The following is a 16,336-nucleotide window of genomic DNA, read 5'->3' on the forward strand; positions in this document are numbered from 1 at the left end:
CCCCCACACAGGGGACACCAAAAAGTGAATAGAGTTACGGCGGTCCATAGCGGCAGGGAAACGCCCGGACCCATCCCGAACCCGGAAGCTAAGCCTGCCAGCGCCAATGATACTGCCCCACACGGGCGGAAAAGTAGGACACCGCCGAACACAAATTAAGCCCTGTGCCCCCCAATTCTGTTGGGGGGCACAGGCATTTGTGTATCTCGACGGGGATGTCGACGGCGGTGAACGTGATGACTGGCAATGCGCGCCGCGCGTTGCCAGTCGGCGTCGCAGGGTCGAGAGCGCCGTCCGTGCACCCTACGCTGGCTGGCATGACCGGATCCGACGGCGATGGCGCCGCGGCCAGTCCTGCCGAGCGACGCTTCACACTGAAAGCCGGCGTCGTCGTCGGGCGCGTCCACGACGGCGTCGTGCGGGCCCTCGGCATTCCCTACGCACGGGCGACACGGTTTTCCCCGCCTGTCCCAGTCTCGCGATACGAAAGACCGGTCAACGCATTCACGCGGGCCCCGGCTGCGCCGCAACTGCCGCCAAAGCTGTTGTCGCGGTTGATAGGCGACGACAATCTAGATCCAGATGAGGACTGCCAACGCCTGTCTGTCACCGCGCCGATCGACGTCAGCGCCGACACTCGACTACCGGTGCTGGTCTGGATCCACGGCGGTGGTTATGTCGCGGGTGCCGGTGACCTCGCCCAGCACGACCCACGTCGATTGGTGGCCGAGCAACGCGTGATCGTCGTGGCGGTCACTTATCGACTCGGAATGCTCGGCTTCCTCGGCGATGGTGCTGATGTGCCGCCCAACCTCGGATTGCTCGACCTGCTGACCGCGCTGCGGTGGGTTCGCGACAACATCGACGCTTTTGGTGGTGACCCGGATGCGATCACGGTGTTCGGCCGGTCCTCGGGTGCGGACGCGATCGCGCACCTGATGATCAGCAACGGTGCAGAAGGTCTGTTCCAGCGGGCGATCCTGCAGAGCGCGCCGCTGGGCATCACCGCTGGCCGAGCGCCGATGACCGAGGCGATGTGCGCGGCCGTCGGCGACTTGTCGCGCACCGCCGGTCGAGACCATCCTCGCGCTACAGCCGGTCGCCGAGCGGGCCGCGCGGCGGTTTGGGGCGTCCGGGCGCATGCAGCCGTTCGGGGTGCAATACGGGTTTTCCCCCTTGCCGGAAGAGGCCGACCGGGACTCCGCATGGCAAGCGGCAGCACAGCGCGTCGATGTGATGATCGGATGCACTCGGGAAGAGACCGGGGTGATCGCGGCGCTCATCCCGCCGCTGGGCGCCGCGTTCCGTGCGCCCGTCCTGGGGCGCATCGCGCGGCCGCTGATCACCGCACCCACCACCCGGAGCATGTATGACAGCCCCGCCCGACAGTTCGTCGCCCGGCACCGAGCGGCCGGCGGCCGCGCTTACCGGTATCGCCTGACGTGGCGGCCGGACGACAATGCATGCGGGGCCGCGCATCTCACCGATCTGCCGCTTCTGCTCGGCACCCGTCAAGCATGGAAAGACGCCGCTATTCTGGGAGAAACGGAGTGGGCTGAGGTGGATCGCCGGGGTCGCGCCATCCGACGCATCTGGGCCGAGTTCGCCCGAACCGGCGCGTTGTCACACACCGAGGCCAACGACACGATCACCTTCCGGTTGGACTGACCCAGCGCACCGTCCGCTGAACAACCAGCCGCTGCGGGACCAGCAAGAGGTGAATGCGCACCGCTACCCGAAGAGCGTGGGCTGCGCCGACGCGTGTGACCGTTCGAGTCCGAGCAGCATCTTTTTCCGATCCAGGCCGCCGCCGTAACCGGTGAGGCTGCCGTTCGCCCCGATCACCCGGTGACATGGCACGATGATGCCAATCGGGTTGTGGCCGTTGGCCAGTCCCACCGCACGGAATGCGCCGGGCGATCCGATCTGTCGAGCGATCTCGCCGTACGAGCGGGTCTCACCGTACGGGATCGTCAACAGCGCCTCCCAAACTCGGCGCTGGAACGCCGTGCCGACCAGGTCGAGCTCCAGATCGAACTCCCTGCGCTCACCGGCGAAATAGGCCTCCAGCTGGGCGACGGCCTTGGGGAAGGCGCTATCGTCGGGCTCCCAGTTATCGCGGCTCGGCTCGTAGGTCTGGTCAACCATCCGCAGATGCATGAGTCGACCATTCCTGCCGGCCAACGTCAGCGGGCCCACCGGACTGTCGACGCTACGAAACTGCAAGGTTTCCATCACTTTTCTCCTTCGGCGGCCATTCGTTGACCGCGTGCTCGAGGGCCGTCCACAAGTGCTGCGTGGCGTAGGAACGCCAGGGCCGCCAACGCTTACTGTGCTCGGCAAGCGCCCGCTGAGTGCACGGTAACCCCAGCTTTTCGGCGGCGAGTCGCACTCCCAGGTCACTGGTCGGGAAGGCGTCGGGATCGCCGAGTCCACGCATGGCGATCACCTCGGCGGTCCAATCCCCGATACCGGGTATTGCGCGTAGTTGCGCACGGGTGCTGTTCCAGTCGCATCCCGCGTCCAGCACCACCTCACCGTCGGCGATCGCTCGGATCAAGGTGATCAGGGCACGTTGGCGCGTCGTCGGAAAGGCAAGATGCGCCGGGTCGATGTCGGCAAGCTGGGCGACGGAGGGAAACACGTGGGTGAGCGCGCCGTCCGCGTCGGTGATGCGCCTTCCGTAGCCGGCGACAATCCGGCCGGCGTAGGTGCGGGCCCTTTTGATCGACACCTGTTGGCCCAGCACCACGCGCAGCGCCAGTTCCTGCTCGTCGACCGCGCGAGGAATCCGCTGCCCGGGTGCCTTCGCGACGAGCGCATTCAGATCAGGGTCGCTGCTCAGCGCGTCGACAACCGCCTCGGGGTCGGCATCGAGATCCAGCAGGCGCCGGCAGCGGGCGATCGCGGTGGCAAGATCACGGAAGTCGTCCAGGGTGACTCGGCACCGCACATGGTCGGGTTGCGGTGTGAGGCTCACGATTCCGTTGCCGTTGGGTAGTCGCAACGTCCGCCGGTAGGCACCGTCGCGCACCTCCTCGACCCCGGGAATCGCGCTGGCAGCCAGGTGGCCGAACACACCCTCATAGGCGAACGGGGTGCGCACGGGCAACCGCAGCGAGAGCGCCCCGGTGCCGCCGTCACTTCGGCCGAACCGCGCTCGCGCGCGTTGGCGCAACACTGTCGGCGTCATGTCGCACACGCTGCGGACGGTGTCATTGAATTGGCGGATGCTGGCGAAGCCGGCGGCGAACGCGACGTCGCTGAAGGGCAGTTCGGTGGTTTCGATCAGGATCCGCGCGGTCTGGGTGCGCTGGGCCCTGGCCAGCGCCAACGGGTTGGCGCCGACCTCGGCCTGTAGCAGCCGTTCGAGTTGCCGGGTGGTGTAGCCCAGACGGCTGGCCAGGCCGGTGACCCCGTCGCGATCGACGGTGCCGTCGGCGATGAGCCGCATGGCGCGGGCCACCACGTCGCCGCGCACGTTCCACTCCGGTGAGCCCGGCGACGCGTCGGGACGGCAGCGTTTGCACGGCCGGAAGCCGGCCTTCTGCGCTGCGGCTGCGGTCGGATAGAACCGCATGTTGCCGGCGTGGGGCGGCCGGACGGGGCAACTCGGTCGGCAGTAGATTCTGGTGGTGAGCACGGCGGTGACGAACCAGCCGTCGAACCGGGCGTCCTTGGACTGCACGGCCCGGTAGCAGCGGTCGAAATCGTCGTACACACCTCCAACAATTACACGCCACCACCGACATGACTAGCGGAAAACCGACATCGTCGTGGTTGGCAGGCAAAGCTGCGCGCAAGCCCTTCCGCGGGTGAAGCTCATGTTGCCCGACCTGCAGCGGCTGGCTACCGGAATCGTCGACGAGGTGGCAAATGCAGGCCAATGCGATGTCGTCGAACTCGCAGGCCGAATGGCCGGGTACACGGCAGCGGCACTGCTGGGTATTCCTCGCGAACACGGCCACCGCCTGCACGAGTTGTTCATGATCACCCACAGTTCGCCAGATGTGGTGGGGGAGGAGGCTTTCCACTCGGCATTCGCCGAAATGGCCGCAATGGGTTTCGAGGCGCTCGCCGCCAAGCGAGCCGATCCGGCCGATGACGTGCTGAGCGCCTACGCCCAAATGAAAGTGGACGGTCGCCCGATCACCGACATCGAGTTCTTCGGCAACTTCATCCTGCTTGCCGACGGCAGCCTCGACACTTCGCGCAACCTGATCTCCGCCGGGATGAAGCTGTTATTCGATCATCCCGGCGTGCGTCGGCGTCTGGCCGATGATCTCGACGCGCTGTTACCAGGTGCGATCGAGGAGATGTTGCGGCTGCTCTCGCCGGTGGTCTACATCCGCCGTCTTGCCACCGAGGACACCGTGTTGGCCGGCCAGCGGATCGCCAAGGGCGACCGGGTGGTGATCTGTTACGGCTCGGGCAATCGGGACGAGCGGGTCTACGACGATCCCGAGGAGTTCGACATCGACCGTAAACGCGGCGACCACATGGCCTTCGGCGGTGGTGGTCCGCATTTCTGCGTCGGGTCGCATGTGGGTCGGGCAGAGGGGATGGTGATGATCCGCGAGTTGCTCACCCGGCTGCCAGACATCGCGCAGGCGGGTCCGGAAACGTGGGCAGCGACCAGTCTCACGTCCGGCCTCGCATCGTTACCCGTGCGCTATACGCCGCAAAGTACCTGAGGGAAACGGTTGAGTGTCAACGCGAAGGATCAGCACGAGACGGTGACGTAGACCGTGCTGTAGCGGACCCGCTCCACAGAACCGGTATCCCCGACCGGATCGCGGTCGGTGACGTCTTGGCCCGCAGTGACACTGGTCACCGTACATTGCGACAGCGGTGCCGCACCGACCCGGTTGACGATGACCCGATTGCCTTCGGTTTCAAGCCTTCTGATGGTGTCTTCCGCCGAGCCGGGACCCGTCGGCGCCGCCTGCGCGGGGGCCGTCGCGCCCAGTGTCGCAGCCAGCAGCGCCGCCGCTGTCGCGATGCCCAAGGTTCGCACTGTTCTCTCCCTTCGTTGTGGACCATCGCGTGTGATCACGCGACGCCGCCGTTTCCCACAAGGCCCCTCCGCCCTTATAGGTGGTAACAGAAATGCGATAGCGTTGATGTTATCAGCAGAAAGCTAAAGATGCTATCGTCGATAACATGCAGGCTTCAGCGGAGCGACAGCTCGAACCACGGGAGCGCATTCTGCGCGCGGCCGCCGACATCCTCACCGAGCACGGGCGTGAGGCGGTCACCACCCGAAGTGTCAGCGCCGCCGCTGGCGTCCAGCCGCCGACGATCTACCGGCATTTCGGCGATATGCGCCAACTGATCGACGACGCCGCCAGTCTCGGCATGGCCGACTACCTCAACGCCAAACGCCGTCGCCGGCTGACCGACGACCCGGTCGAGGACCTTCGTGGGGGCTGGAATCTTCACGTGGAGTTCGGGATTCGCAACCCGACGACCTACACCGTGCTGTACGGCGACCCGCGCCCAGACGCCACGCCGCGAGCGGTCGCAGAAGGTGACGCCATCCTCAAGCGGCTGATCCAGCGCATCGCCGAAGCCGGGCGACTGCGCGTCGGCGTCGACAGGGCCGCGGACATGGTGCATTCGGCGTGCCGCGGCGTCACGCTCACCCTGATCTCCCGGCCGCCGGTCGCCCGCGACCTCGAACTGTCCAACGCCACCCGCGAAGCGATCCTGGCGGCCATCACCACCGATCGCCCCGACGATCTACTCCAAGATGCCCGCACGGCCGCGCGCGCCATGGCGCTGAAAGCGGTCCTGGAAACGGCCGACGCCGCCGTGCTCACCAAAGCCGAGACGGCGCTGCTCGTCGAGTGGCTTGATCGGCTGGCCCAATGAGCGGTTGCTTAGAGTCGAGCGGTGACCATCAGCTACGACGACGCGCTGCGCGAACAGATCCGGGAACGCTTGGCCGCGCACCGCCGCACCGTGACTGACCCCGCCAAGCGCCACGCCGCGGTCGCGGTGGTTCTCGTCGACTCCGCGCTCGGTGAGGACCGAGTGGACCCAGCGCCCGTCGACGACTGGATCGGCGGACGGCCGATGCCGGAAGCCGGACTCGACGGTCGCATGATCGACGTGTCGGGTGGTGCGGCGTTTCTGCTGTGCCGCAGGGCCGCTCGGCTGTCGTCGCACGCCGCCCAGTGGGCGCTGCCAGGAGGCCGCTTGGACCCGGGCGAAACCGTCGAGGAAGCCGCATTGCGCGAACTTGACGAAGAGGTCGGCGTGCGGCTGTCGGATTCAACGGTGCTCGGCGTCCTCGACGACTACCCGACGCGGTCGGGCTACATCATCACGCCGGTGGTGATCTGGGGCGGCGGACGGTTGGACCTGCGCCCTGCACCCGAGGAGGTGGTGGCGGTCTACCGCGTCGGCCTGCACCAGCTGCAGCGCGACGATTCGCCGCGGTTCGTCAGCATCCCGGAAAGCCCTCGCCCCGTCGTGCAGATTCCGCTTGGCGGTGACCTGATCCACGCACCCACGGGTGCGGTGTTGTTGCAGCTGCGCTGGCTCTGTCTGGAAGGCCGCAGCGACCCGGTCGACACGCTCGAACAACCCGTTTTCGCCTGGTCCTGACCGACGCGGCCGTCGCCTCCTGGGTATCGAGATCCTAACGATCTCGTCAATTTCAGACGTCGGCACTCGCTCTGCAGCCCGGCGCCGTGATCTGGTGGAAGCGATGTCAACACAGGGGCCGTCCGCATTTCGCTTGTTGGTTGCCGCGCTGGTGGGTGCGGCGCTGCTCGCCGTGGGAATAGGGGCCGCGGCAGGCGCACCGCCGTCGGACAGTCGCGGCTACGTCGACTCCACCGCGCGCTGCGCCTCGCCGAGCACCGCGGTGGTCTTCGGTAGCACGGCGAGCTCGCGCGTGGCGATCTGTGAATCCGCCGACGGCGAGTACGAGTACCGCGGCGTGCGGGTGCGCGACGGCGCCAAGTTGATCGTGCCGGCCCGTCCCGCCGACGACGGCGGGTTCACCGCCGACAACAAGGGCGCCACCTACACGGTGACCGCCGATGCCTTGACCATCACTTCCGGCACCCGCGTGATCCGCACCGAGGAAATGCTGGACTTCCACGGTTCAGCGCCGTCGGGCAACCCCGGCGCGTCCCCGCCCGCGGCGACCCCGACATCCACCACGCCGCTGCCGCCGCCGTTGCCGGCCGAGGTGGGCGGCAGCAGCGACAGCTAAGCCGCTGTCCTAGAGGCTCATTCGCGAACCTCGCCGCGCAGATACTGTTCCCGACAGGCTCGGCGCGCCAACTTGCCGCTGGTAGTCCGCGGGATAGAGCCGGCAGGCACGAAGCGGATGTCGGCGACCGAAAGGCCGTGCACATCGGCGACCGCCGTGCGGATCGCTGCGATCGCCGGCGCCGGATCGGCGCGGCGGGTGCCCGATGCGCGTTCGGCGATGATCACCACATCGTCGTCGTCGATCCCGAACGCCGCCACGTAGCCGCGGCGCACCATCGCCGAGGCCTCGGCCACCGTGTCCTCGATGTCGTGCGGATAGTGCTGACGACCGTCGACGACCACCACATCCGCGCGCCGACCGGTGACGTACAGCTCACCGTCCAGATACATCCCCAGATCACCGGTGCGCATCCATGCGGCGTCGGCGGCTGCGCCCTGGGCGTGGCTGCCCGCGGCCAGCCGCGACCGCAGCTTGGCGTTGAACGTCTGACGGGACTCCTCGGGCCGGGCCCAGTACCGTCGCGCGACGTTGTCGCCGTGCAGCCAGATCTCACCGACCCGGCCGTCAGCGAGTTCGACGTGGGCGTCGGGGTCGACGATCACCGCCCACTGGCTGCGCGCGACCTGCCCGCATGACACCTGCGGCAGCGCGGTTTTCGCGTCTGGCGCCACCGGCACCGCGCGTCCCTCGGCGAGCTGCGCACGATCGAGGTGCACGACGGTCGGCACGGCGTCCGGCGCGATGGTCGACACGAACAGCGTCGCCTCGGCGATGCCGTACGAGGGTTTGATCGCCGTCTCGGGCAGCCCATAGGGAGCGAACGCGGCGGCGAACGTGGTGATCGCGTCCATGTTGACCGGTTCGGAGCCGACGATCATGACGACGTTGCGCAACTCGATGTTCTCGCCCGCAGCGGGCAGGCCGCGTTGCGCCGCGTACTCGTAGGCGAAGTTGGGCGCGGCGGTGACCACCCGGCCCCGCCGCGACTCGTCGGAGAGCGCGCGGATCCAGCGCTCTGGTCGACGCAGGAAGGCCGTGGGTGCCAGCAGCGTCGAATGACCGCCATACACCGCGGGAAAGCCGATCATCGACAACCCCATGTCGTGGTAGAGCGGGAGCCAACTGACCCCGTGGGTGTTTCGGTCCAGCAGGTCGATCGACAGGATCATCTGGATCAAGTTGGTGCCGACGGCCCGGTGCGTGATCTCCACGCCGACCGGGGGCCGCGTCGATCCCGACGTGTACTGCAGGTGCGAGACGTCATCGACGTTCAGGTCAACCGGCGTAAACGCCTGGCTCACCGAATCGGGAATTTCGTCGACGACGATGAGCTGGGGTGACGGCTGGTACGTGTGCCGCACCAGGAACGCCTCGACGGCGTGGGCGACGGCGCGCGTGGTGAGTATCACCGCGGGCCGGGCGTCGCGCAGGGCGGTGTCCAGACGTTCGGCGTGTCCTTGAAGTTCGGGGGCGAACAAGGGGACGGCGATCATGCCCGCCTTCACCGCGCCGTAGAAACCGGCCACGTAATCCAAGCCCTGCGGGGCCAGGATCGCCACCCGGTCGCCCAACGACGCGACGCGTTGTAGGGCTGCACCGATCGCCCGGATCCGCTGCCCGAGCTGGACCCATGTCCACTCGATGGCTCGACCGTCTGCCGATCCGGTGTAGTCGAGGTACCGGTAGGCCACGGTGTCGCCGAGGTTGGCGATATTGCGGTCGATGAGCGAGACCAGCGTCACCCCGGGCGGTAGGACGACGTTGCCCTCGACGTCGAGGCAGTCCTCGATCTGCAGCAGACCCCTATGGTCGATAGATGCGGACACATACCCGAGTGTAATTAATGTGACGCGCAGTATCACCTAACCTGGCCGGGGTGTGACGCAAACGCAACACCCCGGCGGCGCCCACGGCGACGAGAACTGGGCGTTCGACGCCGACGGACTGATGAAGACCCGGCACGCCAGCATCAACGACGTCGCCATCACCGAGGCCGATCGCCTTTTCCCTTGGGACCGAAGCGGTCCGCGGCCGACCGGCCATCCGGGCCTCACCGAGCTGGGGCTGTGAGCGCAGCGGTCGTGGCGGAACCGGCCTGCCGATAGGATCTCGTCATGGCTCAACTGGTGCAGGAGTACCTGGACCAGATCCGTGCCGAACATCTCGCCAACACCGACGGCGCGCTGGCCGACTACATCCCGGAATTGGCTCGCGTCGACCCCGACGCGCTCGGGCTCTCGCTGTGCTTGGCCGACGGATACGTCTACGAATGTGGCGATTCGGCAACGGAATTCACGATCCAATCGGTGTCGAAGCCCTTCACTTACGCGCTCGCGCTCGATCGTATCGGCCGGCAGGGGGTGGACGCGAAGATCGGCGTCGAACCCTCAGGCGAGGCGTTCAACGAGATCAGCGTCGACAAGAACACCAAGGCACCGAAGAACCCGATGATCAACGCCGGTGCCGTCGCGGCGGTCTCGCTGATTCCCGGCGTGAGCGCAGATCACCGGTTCGACCAGATTCTGGAGTTCTATTCGGCGTTCGCGGGCCGGCGCCTTTCGGTCGATCTCGACGTGTACGCCTCGGAGAAGGCCACCGGCAGCCGCAACCGTGCGATCGCCTACATGTTGCAGAGTTTCGGTGTGCTCGACGGCGATCCCGACGAGATTCTCGACGTCTACTTCCGCCAGTGCTCGATCAACGTCACGAGCACCGACCTGGCCAGGATGGCGACGACTCTCGCCCGCGGAGGCGTCGAACCCCGGTCCGGTCGACGGGTGACCAGCGCCGCGGTGGTCCAGCGCACGTTGAGCGTGATGGTCACCTGCGGGATGTACGACGCCGCGGGGGACTGGGTGAGCGCGGTGGGCATGCCCGCGAAAAGCGGTGTCGGCGGCGGTATCACCGCCGCGCTGCCCGGCCAACTCGGGATCGGCGTCTACTCACCGCTTCTGGATGCCAAGGGCCACAGCGTCCGCGGTGTGGAGGTGTGCCGCAGCCTGTCGGTCAACCTGGGGTTGCATTTCATGTCGGTGACCCGCGAATCACGATCGACTGTTCGGGCGTCCTATGACGCCCGTCCCGGTGTTCGGGTCTACGAGCTGCACGGCGACCTGCTGTTCGCCGGGGCTGAGCAGGTGCTGCGCAACATCGAGCAGGAATGCAGCGAGTTCGACGTCGCCATCCTGGAGGTGTCGCGCGTTGACGACATCGACGCCACCGCCCGTCGCATGCTCGCCGGTATGCGTGAGTTCCTCACGGCGGCAGGCAAGAAGGGCTTTCTGGTCGATCCCGACGACACGTTGCGGTTGGCCGGTGTGCCAGACTCCCGCGCCACCGTCTTCGCCACACTCGATGACGCGCTGAACGCCGCGGACCACGCCGTGTCTGGACCGCCGGCCTCAGACCGGTAGCGCCAAGCGGGTGGGCTCGTCGAGGCCCCGCAGCGTCACCGTATCCCCGATCGTCCACCGTGCACGTTCGCTTTCGGACGCGTTCGACACCGTCGTCGATGAGGCCAACACGTGACAGGACTGGGTCTTGGCCAGCTCGCAGAGCCGGGCCGCCTCGTTGACCGGTTCACCGATCACGGTGTACTCGAACCGTTCTCGCGCACCGACGTTGCCAGCCACGGCCATACCCGATGCGATCCCGACGCCCGCTTCGAACTCGGGCGTCTCCTCACGGATCCGCCGTGCGATGGCACGCCCGGCGGCCAGCGCGGCGTCTTCGGGGGAGGGCAGGCGGTTAGGAGCACCGAACACGGCCAAGGCGCCGTCGCCCTCGAACTTGTTGACGAAACCCTGATGGCGGTCGACCTCCTCGACGACGACCGCGAAGAACCGATTGAACAGGCCGACGACTTCGGTTGCGCGCAATCGCGTCACCAGCTGGGTGGATCCGATGATGTCGACGAAGATCACGGCGATGTGGCGTTCTTCGCCGCCGAGCTTGGTGTGCTGCTTCTCGGCGGCGGCTGCCACGTCGCGGCCGACATGGCGGCCGAACAGGTCGCGCAACCGCTCCCGTTCCCGCAGCCCGCGCACCATTCTGTTGAAGCCTCGCTGAAGTTCACCGAGCTCGGTGCCGTCGAAAACCACCAGCTCGCAACTCAAGTCGCCTTCTTCGACGCGCCTCAGCGCCGTGCGCACGACCCGCAGCGGCGTGGCGAACAGCCAGGACAGCAGCCACATCAGCAGGAAACCGAAGCTGAGGGCAAGCAGGGCGATGATCATCACGGCGATGGCGAACTGGGTGTGCGAGAGGTTGCGCATCCACACCGAGAACAGCGCGGTGATCGCGATGCCGATCATCGGCACGCCCGAGCTGAGCAGCCACACCGTCATCGTGCGGCCCATGATGCCGCCGGTCAGCCGGCGTGGCGGCGGGGCGTACTCCAGCGCCTGCGCGGCCACGGGCCGCAGCGCGAACTCCGTGGTGAGATAGCCGGCGGTGGCCACGATGACGCCCGGGAACGCCAACGAGAACAAGAACCGGGGGATGAAAATCGTGTCGATCATCCCGTAGAGCGTCGTGAACAGCGCCGTTCCCACACCCCACAAGGCCAGCAGTGCCAACGCCACCCGCCACGGGGCCACGAACGTGTTGCGGTGATCCTCAGCAGTGGGCCGACGTAGTTCGATGGCCCAGCGCAACGCGTTGACCGTGCGTTTGGTGATACAGAAGACACCAACCACCAGCGCCGCGCCGATGTAGGTGGGCACCACGGCGAAGGGCAGCCACGCGGGAGCGTCGTGGATCGCGCTCGGCACCGGGAACGCCACGATCACCAACAGCAACGAGACCGCGATGCCGAGAAGGTTCCACGCCACGACGAGCACGGTCAGGATGATCTGGATTCGCACCCGACGCCGAGCCTGGCTCTCGGAGGCCTTGCCGAGCAGCCACGACCCGTACTCGGGGCCCTCGGGTAGCCGCCCGCTCTGCCGGGTAAGGGTCTCGGCGATGCGGCCCAGGCGGCGCGCGAAGCTACTCTTCTTGGCGTTCATCCCGGCCTAGCCTAAATTGCCCGGGGCGCCCCCTAATGTGGTTCGGGTGCGTCTCGTCATCGCCCAGTGCACCGTGGACTATGTCGGACGGCTCACGGCCCATCTGCCGTCGGCACGTCGCCTGCTGTTGATCAAGGCCGATGGGTCGGTCAGCGTGCACGCCGACGACCGGGCCTACAAGCCGCTGAACTGGATGAGCCCGCCGTGCCGGTTGACCGAGCAGCTCGACGGCCCCGTGCTGGTCTGGGTGGTGGAGAACAAGGCGGGCGAGCAGCTGCGGATCACGGTGGAGGAGATCGAGCACGACTCCAGCCACGAACTCGGGGTGGATCCAGGGCTGGTCAAAGACGGCGTGGAGGCCCATCTGCAGGAGTTGTTGGCCGAGCACGTCGAATTGCTCGGCCCCGGCTACACGCTGGTGCGTCGCGAGTACATGACCGCGATCGGCCCGGTCGACCTGTTGTGCCGGGACGAGAACGGCCGCGCCGTTGCCGTGGAGATCAAGCGCCGCGGTGAGATCGACGGCGTCGAACAGCTCACCCGCTACCTCGAGCTGCTCAACCGTGACACCCTGCTGGCGCCGGTGGCCGGGGTCTTCGCCGCCCAGCAGATCAAACCGCAGGCGCGGACGCTGGCGACCGATCGTGGAATTCGTTGCGTGACGCTGGATTACGACCAGATGCGCGGCATGGACAGCGACGAGTTCCGGCTGTTCTGATGCCTCGGCGCGACCGGCCCTCCCGACGCAGGCAGACGCCCACGTCGTTGCCACCGATGCGACGAATCGAAATCGGCCCGGACGGCTACGAGTACGAAGTCCGGCCGGTCCCAGGCTCGCGCGCCACCAAGACCTACCGCTGTCCGGGGTGTAATCACGAGATCCACTTCGGCACAGCGCATTTGGTGGTGTTTCTCGCCGATGGCGGCGAACGGGCGCTCGAGGACCGTCGGCACTGGCACACCCCGTGCTGGACGCACCGGGGTACCCGCGGTCCGACTCGCAGGTGGTCTTAGTGGGCGTCGTCCTGGGCGGGCTCGACCAACTCGATGAGCACTCCGCCGGCATCCTTGGGATGGATGAAGTTGATCCGCGAATTGGCGGTGCCGCGTCGCGGCGCGTCGTAGATCAGGCTGACCCCGTCGGCGCGCAGCCGCTCGGAAAGCGCGTCGATGTCGCTGGTGCGGTACGCCAGTTGCTGAAGCCCGGGGCCGCGCTTGTCGAGGAACTTCGCGATCGTCGACGTCTCGTCGAGCGGGGCCATCAGCTGGACCTGGGCGCTGCCGACCGGAGCGCCCCGCACGGTGAGCATGGCTTCACGGACGCCTTGGTCCTCGTTGACTTCCTCGTGCAGAACGATCATCCCGAGGTGGTCGTGGTACCACTTGATGGCGGCGGCCAGGTCGGGCACCGCGATCCCGACGTGATCGATCGCCGTCACGAGGGCGCTCGCGAGGGCGGGACGGGCATCAACCTGCTCGGCGGTCATAACGCAACGGTAACGTTTACCAGAACCGTTTGCATATGCGTGATCGGTCACATCGGCGCAGACGATGCCTGGAGGTACAGAAATGACGACGTCGGTAATAGTTGCTGGAGCACGCACTCCGGTAGGCAAACTCATGGGTTCGCTCAAGGATTTTTCCGGCAGTGACCTCGGTGGCATCGCGATCGCCGGCGCTTTGCAGAAGGCCAAGGTTCCCGCCTCGGCCGTCGAATACGTGATCATGGGCCAGGTGCTGACCGCCGGCGCCGGGCAGATGCCGGCGCGCCAGGCCGCGATTGCCGGCGGCATCGGCTGGGACGTGCCGTCGCTGACCATCAACAAGATGTGCCTGTCCGGGATCGACGCGATCGCGTTGGCCGATCAGCTGATCCGGGCCGGCGAGTTCGACGTGGTGGTCGCCGGGGGACAGGAGTCGATGTCGCAGGCGCCGCACATGCTGATGAACAGCCGCTCGGGGTACAAGTACGGCGATGTCACGGTGCTGGACCACATGGCCTACGACGGCCTGCACGATGTGTTCACCGACCAGCCCATGGGCGCGCTCACCGAGCAGCGAAACGAGATCGACCAGTTCACTCGCGAAGAGCAGGACGAGTTCGCTGCGCGGTCGCATCAAAAGGCTGCCGCGGCATGGAAAGACGGCGTGTTCGCCGACGAGGTCGTGCCGGTGCAGATTCCGCAGCGTAAGGGTGACCCGATGGAGTTCGCCCAGGACGAGGGCATCCGCGCCAACACCACCGTCGAGTCGCTGGCGGGGCTGAAACCCGCATTCCACAAGGACGGCACCATCACCGCCGGGTCCGCGTCGCAGATCTCCGACGGCGCCGCCGCGGTGGTGGTGATGAGCAAGGACAAGGCCGCCGAAATGGGGCTGACCTGGCTGGCCGAGATCGGTGCGCACGGCGTCGTCGCAGGCCCGGATTCCACCCTGCAGTCGCAGCCGGCGAACGCGATCAAGAAAGCGATTGCGCGCGAGGGCATCTCAGTCGATCAGCTCGACGTCATCGAGATCAACGAGGCCTTCTCGGCGGTGTCGCTGGCCTCGGCCAAGGAGCTGGGGGTGGACCTGGACAAGGTCAACATCAATGGCGGCGCGATCGCCATCGGGCATCCGATCGGAATGTCGGGGGCCCGGATCACGCTGCACGCGGCGCTCGAGCTGTCCCGGAAGGGTTCAGGCTACGCCGTGGCGGCGCTGTGCGGCGCGGGCGGTCAGGGCGACGCGCTGATTCTGCGCGCGGGATAGCACCTACGACGCTGTGTAGTAAACGGGCCCGGTTTCGGGCACAATGGCGGCCATGACTCGCGCCTTGCCCCCTCGTCTCGTGGCCGGCTGGTTCCGGTTCGTCGCCTTGCTCGAGGCGGTCAGCTGGGCGGGGCTGCTGGTCGGGATGTACTTCAAGTACCTCGGCACCCCGCGGACGGAGATCGGGGTCAAGGTGTTCGGCATGGCGCACGGGTTGATCTTCGTGGCGTTCGTCGCCGTGGGTCTGCTGGCCGGCCTCGCATTCAAGTGGACGCTCGGCACATGGTTGCTGGGGCTGCTGTCGAGCATCGTGCCACTGGCCAGTGTGATCTTCCTCATATGGGTCGATCGAACCGGCCGGATCGGCGTCGACGCGGCCGGCGGGGCCCTGGCGCCACCGGGCCTGCCCGCGCCCGAATCGACGTGACAGACTTGTAGGCGTGACTCGACCCCGACCTTCCATTGCGGCCTCGATGGCCGGCGCGGTTGACCTGTCGGCGCTCAAACAGCGGGCGTCCGCGGGCGACGGCGGTTCGGCAGCCCCATCGGGTGGTGTGGAGATCACCGAGGCCAACCTCGAAGCAGAAGTGCTGGTTCGGTCCAGCCAGGTGCCCGTCGTGGTACTGCTGTGGTCGCCGCGCAGCGACGCCAGCGCCCGATTGGGTGATGCGCTGGGCAGTCTCGCGTCCGCTGACGGCGGCCGATGGTCGCTGGCGACGGTCAACGTCGACGCCGTGCCGCGGGTGGCGCAGATGTTCGGCGTGCAAGCCGTGCCCACGGTGGTGGCGCTGGCCGCCGGCCAACCGTTGTCGAGCTTCCAGGGCGTGCAGCCCCCGGAGCAGCTGCGCCAGTGGATCGATTCGCTGCTGAATGCCACCGCCGGAAAGCTGTCCGGCGGTGGTGATTCCGAGCAGCCCGAGCAGGTCGACCCCGAACTCGCGCAGGCGCGTGAATACCTGGACGCCGGCGATTTCGAGGCGGCACGCAAGGCGTACCAAGCGATCCTGGACGCCAACCCCGGCCACGCCGAAGCCAAAGGCGCGGTGCGGCAGATCAGCTTCCTGCAGCGTGCGACGTCGCACGCGCCCGGCGCGATCGTGGCCGCCGACGCCAAGCCGGACGACTTCGAGTTGGCCTTCGCGGCAGCCGACGTCGAGATCCTGCAGCAGAACGTCGCGGCGGCCTTCGACCGGTTGGTCGGGCTGGTGCAGCGGACCACCGGCGACGACCGCGCCAAAGTGCGCACGCGGCTCGTCGAGCTGTTCGAGCTCTTCGATCCCGCCGACCCCGAAGTGATCGCCGGCCGTCGCAAGCTCGCCAACGCGCTGTACTAACCGCCGCCGCG

Annotated in this window: 17 protein-coding genes, 1 rRNA gene and 2 pseudogenes; 14 read left to right on the plus strand and 6 right to left on the minus strand. The window is 67.2% G+C overall.

Annotated features, from left to right (window positions below; translation table 11 throughout):
* The first annotated feature begins 35 nt into the window (after nucleotides 1-35).
* From rrf to G6N28_RS27180, 3 genes and pseudogenes are all read left to right on the plus strand, one after another.
* Nucleotides 36-150, plus strand: a 5S ribosomal RNA gene (rrf, locus tag G6N28_RS18670).
* Nucleotides 151-317: 167 nt separating this feature from the next.
* Nucleotides 318-932 (plus strand): annotated as a pseudogene (locus tag G6N28_RS27455) (carboxylesterase family protein); the annotation flags it as partial.
* A gap of 208 nt (nucleotides 933-1,140) precedes the next feature.
* Nucleotides 1,141-1,668 carry an alpha/beta hydrolase family protein gene (locus tag G6N28_RS27180; protein WP_235674626.1) on the plus strand — a complete coding sequence of 176 codons (528 nt, stop codon included), beginning with the start codon at nucleotides 1,141-1,143 and terminating at the stop codon, nucleotides 1,666-1,668.
* Between the two features lie 63 nt (nucleotides 1,669-1,731).
* Here G6N28_RS27180 and G6N28_RS18680 read toward each other — a convergent pair whose 3' ends face one another.
* Both G6N28_RS18680 and G6N28_RS18685 read right to left on the minus strand, forming a co-directional pair.
* Complete coding sequence (locus G6N28_RS18680) at nucleotides 1,732-2,235, minus strand: methylated-DNA--[protein]-cysteine S-methyltransferase (RefSeq protein ID WP_163902845.1); 504 nt, start codon at nucleotides 2,233-2,235, stop codon at nucleotides 1,732-1,734.
* Nucleotides 2,213-3,721 carry a DNA-3-methyladenine glycosylase 2 family protein gene (locus G6N28_RS18685; RefSeq protein WP_163902847.1) on the minus strand — a complete coding sequence of 503 codons (1,509 nt, stop codon included), beginning with the start codon at nucleotides 3,719-3,721 and terminating at the stop codon, nucleotides 2,213-2,215. The genes G6N28_RS18680 and G6N28_RS18685 overlap by 23 nt, the downstream gene beginning before the upstream one ends.
* 103 nt (nucleotides 3,722-3,824) lie before the next feature.
* Between G6N28_RS18685 and G6N28_RS18690 the strand changes: the two genes are divergently transcribed.
* The gene (locus tag G6N28_RS18690; protein WP_235674779.1) at nucleotides 3,825-4,694 is read left to right on the plus strand and encodes a cytochrome P450; all 870 of its coding nucleotides are present in this window, start codon (nucleotides 3,825-3,827) and stop codon (nucleotides 4,692-4,694) included.
* Between the two features lie 29 nt (nucleotides 4,695-4,723).
* Here the strand turns inward: G6N28_RS18690 and G6N28_RS18695 are convergent, their stop codons facing one another.
* Nucleotides 4,724-5,017, minus strand: coding sequence for a hypothetical protein (locus G6N28_RS18695; protein WP_235674627.1), 294 nt, complete (start codon nucleotides 5,015-5,017; stop codon nucleotides 4,724-4,726).
* A gap of 146 nt (nucleotides 5,018-5,163) precedes the next feature.
* On the opposite strand from G6N28_RS18695, the gene G6N28_RS18700 reads away from it, so the two are divergent.
* The 3 genes from G6N28_RS18700 (at nucleotide 5,164) to G6N28_RS18710 (ending at nucleotide 7,228) form a co-directional block, all read left to right on the plus strand.
* The gene (locus G6N28_RS18700; RefSeq protein WP_163902851.1) at nucleotides 5,164-5,874 is read left to right on the plus strand and encodes a TetR/AcrR family transcriptional regulator; all 711 of its coding nucleotides are present in this window, start codon (nucleotides 5,164-5,166) and stop codon (nucleotides 5,872-5,874) included.
* A 21-nt stretch (nucleotides 5,875-5,895) separates the two neighbouring features.
* Entirely contained in the window at nucleotides 5,896-6,612 is a 717-nt protein-coding gene (locus tag G6N28_RS18705; RefSeq protein ID WP_163902853.1) for an NUDIX hydrolase, read from the plus strand.
* A 103-nt stretch (nucleotides 6,613-6,715) separates the two neighbouring features.
* Nucleotides 6,716-7,228, plus strand: a complete 513-nt coding sequence (locus G6N28_RS18710) for a hypothetical protein (protein WP_163902855.1) — start codon at nucleotides 6,716-6,718, stop codon at nucleotides 7,226-7,228.
* Nucleotides 7,229-7,245: 17 nt separating this feature from the next.
* On the opposite strand, the gene G6N28_RS18715 is transcribed toward G6N28_RS18710, so the two are convergent.
* The gene (locus G6N28_RS18715; RefSeq protein WP_163902857.1) at nucleotides 7,246-9,057 is read right to left on the minus strand and encodes a fatty acyl-AMP ligase; all 1,812 of its coding nucleotides are present in this window, start codon (nucleotides 9,055-9,057) and stop codon (nucleotides 7,246-7,248) included.
* A 79-nt stretch (nucleotides 9,058-9,136) separates the two neighbouring features.
* Here G6N28_RS18715 and G6N28_RS18720 point away from each other — a divergent pair.
* Both G6N28_RS18720 and glsA read left to right on the plus strand, forming a co-directional pair.
* Nucleotides 9,137-9,301, plus strand: a pseudogene (locus G6N28_RS18720) (DUF1348 family protein); the annotation flags it as partial.
* 44 nt (nucleotides 9,302-9,345) lie between these two features.
* Complete coding sequence (gene glsA, locus G6N28_RS18725) at nucleotides 9,346-10,644, plus strand: glutaminase A (protein WP_163902860.1); 1,299 nt, start codon at nucleotides 9,346-9,348, stop codon at nucleotides 10,642-10,644.
* Here the strand turns inward: glsA and G6N28_RS18730 are convergent.
* Nucleotides 10,633-12,240: an adenylate/guanylate cyclase domain-containing protein gene (locus G6N28_RS18730; protein WP_163902862.1), complete on the minus strand. Its 1,608-nt coding sequence runs from the start codon at nucleotides 12,238-12,240 to the stop codon at nucleotides 10,633-10,635. The two genes, glsA and G6N28_RS18730, sit on opposite strands and share 12 nt — an antisense overlap.
* Nucleotides 12,241-12,286: 46 nt before the next feature.
* On the opposite strand from G6N28_RS18730, the gene nucS reads away from it, so the two are divergent.
* Complete coding sequence (nucS, locus tag G6N28_RS18735; RefSeq protein WP_163902864.1) at nucleotides 12,287-12,958, plus strand: endonuclease NucS; 672 nt, start codon at nucleotides 12,287-12,289, stop codon at nucleotides 12,956-12,958.
* Entirely contained in the window at nucleotides 12,958-13,254 is a 297-nt protein-coding gene (locus G6N28_RS27185; protein ID WP_235674628.1) for an Rv1322 family protein, read from the plus strand. Before nucS ends, G6N28_RS27185 begins: the two co-directional genes overlap by 1 nt.
* Here G6N28_RS27185 and mce read toward each other — a convergent pair.
* Entirely contained in the window at nucleotides 13,251-13,727 is a 477-nt protein-coding gene (gene mce / locus G6N28_RS18740; protein ID WP_163902867.1) for a methylmalonyl-CoA epimerase, read from the minus strand. The genes G6N28_RS27185 and mce overlap by 4 nt on opposite strands.
* A gap of 82 nt (nucleotides 13,728-13,809) precedes the next feature.
* Here mce and G6N28_RS18745 point away from each other — a divergent pair, with 82 nt between their 5' ends.
* Genes G6N28_RS18745 through G6N28_RS18755 form a run of 3 tightly spaced genes read left to right on the plus strand, consistent with a single transcriptional unit; the run spans nucleotide 13,810 to nucleotide 16,325 of the window.
* The gene (locus tag G6N28_RS18745) at nucleotides 13,810-14,991 is read left to right on the plus strand and encodes an acetyl-CoA C-acetyltransferase (RefSeq protein WP_163902869.1); all 1,182 of its coding nucleotides are present in this window, start codon (nucleotides 13,810-13,812) and stop codon (nucleotides 14,989-14,991) included.
* 43 nt (nucleotides 14,992-15,034) lie between these two features.
* Nucleotides 15,035-15,418 (plus strand): DUF3817 domain-containing protein, encoded by a 384-nt coding sequence (locus G6N28_RS18750; protein ID WP_163902871.1) that lies wholly within the window; start codon nucleotides 15,035-15,037, stop codon nucleotides 15,416-15,418.
* Between the two features lie 13 nt (nucleotides 15,419-15,431).
* Nucleotides 15,432-16,325, plus strand: a complete 894-nt coding sequence (locus G6N28_RS18755) for a tetratricopeptide repeat protein (protein WP_179962113.1) — start codon at nucleotides 15,432-15,434, stop codon at nucleotides 16,323-16,325.
* Nucleotides 16,326-16,336 lie beyond the last annotated feature (11 nt).

Origin of the sequence: Mycolicibacterium pulveris, assembly GCF_010725725.1 — a bacterium.
GTDB classification, from domain to species: domain Bacteria; phylum Actinomycetota; class Actinomycetes; order Mycobacteriales; family Mycobacteriaceae; genus Mycobacterium; species Mycobacterium pulveris.

Coding starts and splice junctions, on each gene's coding strand:
- G6N28_RS27180 (WP_235674626.1), top strand. CDS start 1,141: ATGCAGCCGTTCGGGGTGCAATACGGGTTTTCCCCCTTGCCGGAAGAG.
- G6N28_RS18680 (WP_163902845.1), bottom strand. CDS start 2,235: ATGGAAACCTTGCAGTTTCGTAGCGTCGACAGTCCGGTGGGCCCGCTG.
- G6N28_RS18690 (WP_235674779.1), top strand. CDS start 3,825: ATGTTGCCCGACCTGCAGCGGCTGGCTACCGGAATCGTCGACGAGGTG.
- G6N28_RS18700 (WP_163902851.1), top strand. CDS start 5,164: ATGCAGGCTTCAGCGGAGCGACAGCTCGAACCACGGGAGCGCATTCTG.
- G6N28_RS18710 (WP_163902855.1), top strand. CDS start 6,716: ATGTCAACACAGGGGCCGTCCGCATTTCGCTTGTTGGTTGCCGCGCTG.
- glsA (WP_163902860.1), top strand. CDS start 9,346: ATGGCTCAACTGGTGCAGGAGTACCTGGACCAGATCCGTGCCGAACAT.
- G6N28_RS18730 (WP_163902862.1), bottom strand. CDS start 12,240: ATGAACGCCAAGAAGAGTAGCTTCGCGCGCCGCCTGGGCCGCATCGCC.
- G6N28_RS27185 (WP_235674628.1), top strand. CDS start 12,958: ATGCCTCGGCGCGACCGGCCCTCCCGACGCAGGCAGACGCCCACGTCG.
- mce (WP_163902867.1), bottom strand. CDS start 13,727: ATGACCGCCGAGCAGGTTGATGCCCGTCCCGCCCTCGCGAGCGCCCTC.
- G6N28_RS18745 (WP_163902869.1), top strand. CDS start 13,810: ATGACGACGTCGGTAATAGTTGCTGGAGCACGCACTCCGGTAGGCAAA.
- G6N28_RS18750 (WP_163902871.1), top strand. CDS start 15,035: ATGGCGGCCATGACTCGCGCCTTGCCCCCTCGTCTCGTGGCCGGCTGG.